The sequence below is a fragment of the Streptomyces sp. ICN903 genome, from assembly GCF_022015835.1.
GTDB lineage: Bacteria > Actinomycetota > Actinomycetes > Streptomycetales > Streptomycetaceae > Streptomyces > Streptomyces fenghuangensis.
Window position 1 is genome coordinate 1 of the sequence record NZ_JAKMAY010000154.1, and the last position, 4,084, is coordinate 4,084.

Consider the following 4,084-nt stretch of genomic DNA (forward strand, 5'->3'; position numbering starts at 1 on the left):
GGTGGGGAGGGGCGGTGGGACGGGAACGGGAACCCGTCCGCCCGGTGCGCACATGGGCCTACCCCCTGGCATCCGGTACAGGCTCGCCCGTACCGGTGAACCGCCCGGCCCAGTGCGGACCGACCAGACGGTATGCAACGGGCGGCGGGGCGTCTAAGCTCCTGCCGACCCCGCCGGCAGTGCACCAGCGCACCGGCACACCCGCACACCGACACGCCGACACGGCGGCAAGGAGACCCCCATGGCCATCGATCCCACGGGAGCCGACCTCAAGCGCATGCTGGCCGAGGATCCCGGCGGCCCGGTCGTCATGCTCAACCTGCTGCGCTTCGCCCCGGACGGCCGGGCCTCGTACGAGGAGTACGCGCGGCACCTGGCGGACCGCTTCCTGGATCGCTACGGCGCCGAGGTGCTCTACGCCGGCGACGGCGCCACGGCCCTGGTCGCCGAGGACGGGCAGGTCTGGGACGCGGTGCTACTCGTCCGCTACCCCAGCCGGGAGGCGTTCTGCCGTATGGTCGCCGACCCCGAGTACCAGGAGGTCACCGCCCTGCGCACCCGCGCGCTGACCGAGGCCGTGCTCCAGCCGACCGTCCCGTGGACCTCCCGCGGCGGCTCCTCCTCCGAAAGGGACTGACGAGCGGCCGGACCCGTCCACGCGTTCCCCGGCGCGGTCCGGCCCGCACATGGCACCGTGGCCGCCGTGACGAGGGACGTGGCGACGAAGGACGAACTGCTGTCCGCGCTGGCGGGGCTGAGACGGGCCCCGGTCGCAGGCCGGCGCGCACCGCACAAACCACTTCTGCTGCTGTGGCTGCTGGGCCGCTTCGCGGCCACCGGCAGCACGGCGGCGGCCTACGGCGAGGCCGAGGAGCCGGTCGGCCGCATGATCGACGACTACGGCCCTCCCGCGCGCTCCACCGACCGCGCCGCCATGCCGTTCGTGCACCTGGAGCGCGCCCTGTGGGACCTGCGGGACGCCGACGGCCGCCTCATACCTCCCTCGGCCCCCGAGCGCGGCTCCTGGCTGCGCGCCCGGGGCGCGACCGGACGGCTGCACGCGCCCGTCGAGCGCCTCCTGGCAGACCCCGGCACCCTGGCCGCCGCCGCCCGGCTCCTGCTGGACCTCCACTTCACCCCCGCCCTCGAACCCGCCATCCGCGCCGACACCGGGCTGGACCTGACGGCACTGGACCTGACGGCACTGGACCTGACGGCCGTGGAGGAGGCCGCCCTCACCCTCGGGGCGCGAAGGCGCCGCCCGCGCCGGACGGAGTTCACCCGGCAGGTGCTGCACGCCTACGCCCGCGCCTGCGCGATGTGCGGCTACGACGGTGCGCTGGGCCGCCACCCGGCCGGACTGGAGGCGGCCCATGTGCGCTGGCACAGCCAGGACGGCCCGGACGAGCCGTCCAACGGTCTGGCCCTGTGCGCCCTGCACCACGCGCTGTTCGACCTCGGGGCGCTCGGCCTCACCTTGGACCTGCGCATCCGCGTCTCCCCCCGCTACACCGCCCGCGGCCCGGCGGGCCGCGCCGTCGGGGCGCTCGACGGTGCCCCGCTGGCCAGGCCCCGCCCCGGACTGCCGCCGGTCGACCCCGTCTTCGTGAAGTGGCACGACCGCCAGGTCTTCAAGCACGGCGGCCGCGCGGTCCCCGCCTGAACCGCCGCGGGCACCGGCGGGCACCGGCGGGCGCGAGCCGCGCGGAGACGGCGGACGAGGACACGGACGCGCATGCGGCGCTCCTGAGCGGGTACGGCGTCCTCCTGCACAGGAGATCGACGGCGGTCGCGGACGACCGCGTACGCCACGGAGCCGAGGAGGCCGTCATGACCACCCCCGAGGAGAACCGGCCGAAGACCGAGAAGACCGACCAGGTCGTCTTCGACGAGCAGGGCCAGGAGTCCGCCCGCCGGGCCGAGGAGGCCAACAAGGACCGCGGGAACGTCGGGCGGCAGCTCGAGGACGCCATGAACGAGGCCGGCGTGGACCGCGAGGACCTCACCGGCGAGAAGGGCGAGGGCGGGCGGGGTTAGGGCGTGTTCCGAAAGCCCCGTCCGCGGGGCGGCGTCGGGCACGCCCTGGCCGCGAGCCGGCCGTACCGCCGCCGGGCCGCCTCGCGAACGGCCCGTACACGGCAGGCCCGTGCACGGCATCGCACACGCCTCGGGGGCGCGGCCGCTCGGCGGCCGCGCCCCCGAGGGCGTCGTACGGGCGGGACTCAGCCCTTGCCGAAGACCGCCTTGCTCACGTCGTCCGGCCCGTCGAAACGGTCCTTCTTCAGCGAGGAGAGCTCCTCGACGACCTCCTTCTTGGCGCCCTTCTCCTTGGCGTTCCTCACCAGGGACTCGCGGTCGGCGGGGTAGTCCACGCCGCCCAGGGCCTTCTGCAGCTCGATCGGGTTGCTGATCTTCGCCATCGGATCCTCCTGTACGGGGTTGTACGGGCCCCACCGGCTCTGCGGGCTGTGCGCCGTGTGGGCCGCCGGGGTACCCCGGCGGCCCACACGGCATGCACGGCGGCCCGGCCCGTACGGCCGACCGGGTGCCCCGGCGGCCGGGAGCGGTTCAGGAGGAGGCGCTGCTCGCCGCGCCCGGAGTACGCCGTCCCCGTGCCGGGCGCCCCCGGCGCCCGCGGGAGGCGCCGGACGCACCGCCCCGGCCGGAGGAGCCTCCCCGGCCGGACGCGCCGCTCCTGCCGGAGGAGCCTCCCCGGCCGGACGCGCCGCTCCTGCCGGAGGAGGCGCCCCGGGGCCGCTGGGCCCGCTGGGGCCGCTCGGCGGGCGGCGCGGCGAGGACCACGGGGACGCCGGAGGGCTCCTTCGCCCCGGTGATCCGGACGAGTTCCTCACCGGTGGAGCGCACCGGGGTGACCCGGGGCGACACACCGGCGGCGGCCACCATACGGTCGACCTCGCGGCGCTGCTCGGGAGTGACCAGGGTCACGACGCTGCCGGACTCGCCGGCCCGCGCGGTACGGCCGCCGCGGTGCAGGTAGTCCTTGTGGTCGGCGGGCGGGTCGACGTTGACGACCAGGTCGAGGTTGTCGACGTGGATGCCGCGGGCGGCGACGTTGGTCGCCACCAGGACCGTGGCCTGCCCGTCCTTGAACTGCTCCAGCGTGCGGTTGCGCTGGTTCTGCGACTTGCCCCCGTGCAGGGCACCGGCCCGCACCCCGCTGGCCAGCAGCCTTCTGACCAGCCGGTCCACGGCGCGCTTGGTGTGCACGAACATGATCACGCGTCCGTCGCGGGCGGCGATGCGCGTGGCGACGGCGTTCTTGTCGTCGGTGCTCACCCGCAGGATGTGGTGCTCCATCGTGGTGACGGCGCCCGCCGGGGGGTCCACGGAGTGGACCACCGGGTCGGACAGGAAGCGCCGCACCAGCCGGTCCACGTCACGGTCCAGGGTGGCGGAGAAGAGCATCCGCTGGCCGTCCGGGCGCACCTGGTCCAGCAGGGCGGTGACCTGCGGGAGGAAACCCATGTCGGCCATCTGGTCGGCCTCGTCCAGCACGGTGGTGCGCACCTGGTCCAGCCGGCAGTCGCCGCGCTCGACCAGGTCCCTCAGCCGCCCGGGGGTGGCGACGACCACCTCGGCGCCGTTCCTGAGAGCCGCGGCCTGCCGGCCGATGGACAGACCGCCCACGACCGTGGCCGTCCGCAGCCGTACGGCCTTCGCGTACGGGGTGAGGGCATCGGTGACCTGCTGGGCCAGTTCCCGGGTGGGCACGAGCACCAGGGCCAGCGGGCGGCGCGGCTCGGCGCGGTGCCCGGCGGTGCGGGCGAGCAGGGCCAGTCCGAAGGCGAGGGTCTTGCCCGAACCGGTCTGGCCGCGGCCCAGGACGTCGCGTCCGCCGAGCGAGTCGGGCAGGGTGGCCGCCTGGATCGGGAACGGGGCGGTGACGCCCTCGCGCCCCAGGGTCTCCAGCAGCGGGGCGGGCATGTCCAGCTCGGCGAACGAGGCGGCCGGAGGCAGACCGGGGGTACCGGCCGGCGCCATGGGCTCCTCCTGGCGCGGGGCGCTCCCGCGGCCGGAGGCCGTCTTCTGCGCGGGGATCCGCGCGGGTGCCTGGGAGCGGGAG

The 4,084-nt window shown here is 75.7% G+C and carries 5 protein-coding genes; 3 read left to right on the forward strand and 2 right to left on the reverse strand.

All coding sequences use genetic code 11. The features are described 5' to 3' along the window. Positions 1-241 precede the first annotated feature (241 nt). The 3 genes from L7D48_RS16780 (at position 242) to L7D48_RS16790 (ending at position 2,037) form a co-directional block, all read left to right on the forward strand. Positions 242-637, forward strand: a complete 396-nt coding sequence (locus L7D48_RS16780; RefSeq protein ID WP_237880255.1) for a DUF1330 domain-containing protein — start codon at positions 242-244, stop codon at positions 635-637. Positions 638-715: 78 nt separating this feature from the next. Further along, complete coding sequence (locus L7D48_RS16785) at positions 716-1,663, forward strand: phosphorothioated DNA-binding restriction endonuclease (RefSeq protein ID WP_374492523.1); 948 nt, start codon at positions 716-718, stop codon at positions 1,661-1,663. Positions 1,664-1,830: 167 nt separating this feature from the next. After that, positions 1,831-2,037 carry a hypothetical protein gene (locus L7D48_RS16790; RefSeq protein ID WP_237880257.1) on the forward strand — a complete coding sequence of 69 codons (207 nt, stop codon included), beginning with the start codon at positions 1,831-1,833 and terminating at the stop codon, positions 2,035-2,037. A 185-nt stretch (positions 2,038-2,222) separates the two neighbouring features. Here L7D48_RS16790 and L7D48_RS16795 read toward each other — a convergent pair whose 3' ends face one another. Together L7D48_RS16795 and L7D48_RS16800 are read right to left on the reverse strand one after the other, a co-directional pair. Next, complete coding sequence (locus L7D48_RS16795) at positions 2,223-2,420, reverse strand: DUF2795 domain-containing protein (protein ID WP_237880258.1); 198 nt, start codon at positions 2,418-2,420, stop codon at positions 2,223-2,225. 148 nt (positions 2,421-2,568) lie between these two features. Continuing rightward, the coding region (locus tag L7D48_RS16800; protein ID WP_256462908.1) for a DEAD/DEAH box helicase at positions 2,569-4,084 on the reverse strand (1,516 nt) is incomplete at its 5' end.

Coding starts and splice junctions, on each gene's coding strand:
- L7D48_RS16790 (WP_237880257.1), top strand. CDS start 1,831: ATGACCACCCCCGAGGAGAACCGGCCGAAGACCGAGAAGACCGACCAG.
- L7D48_RS16780 (WP_237880255.1), top strand. CDS start 242: ATGGCCATCGATCCCACGGGAGCCGACCTCAAGCGCATGCTGGCCGAG.
- L7D48_RS16795 (WP_237880258.1), bottom strand. CDS start 2,420: ATGGCGAAGATCAGCAACCCGATCGAGCTGCAGAAGGCCCTGGGCGGC.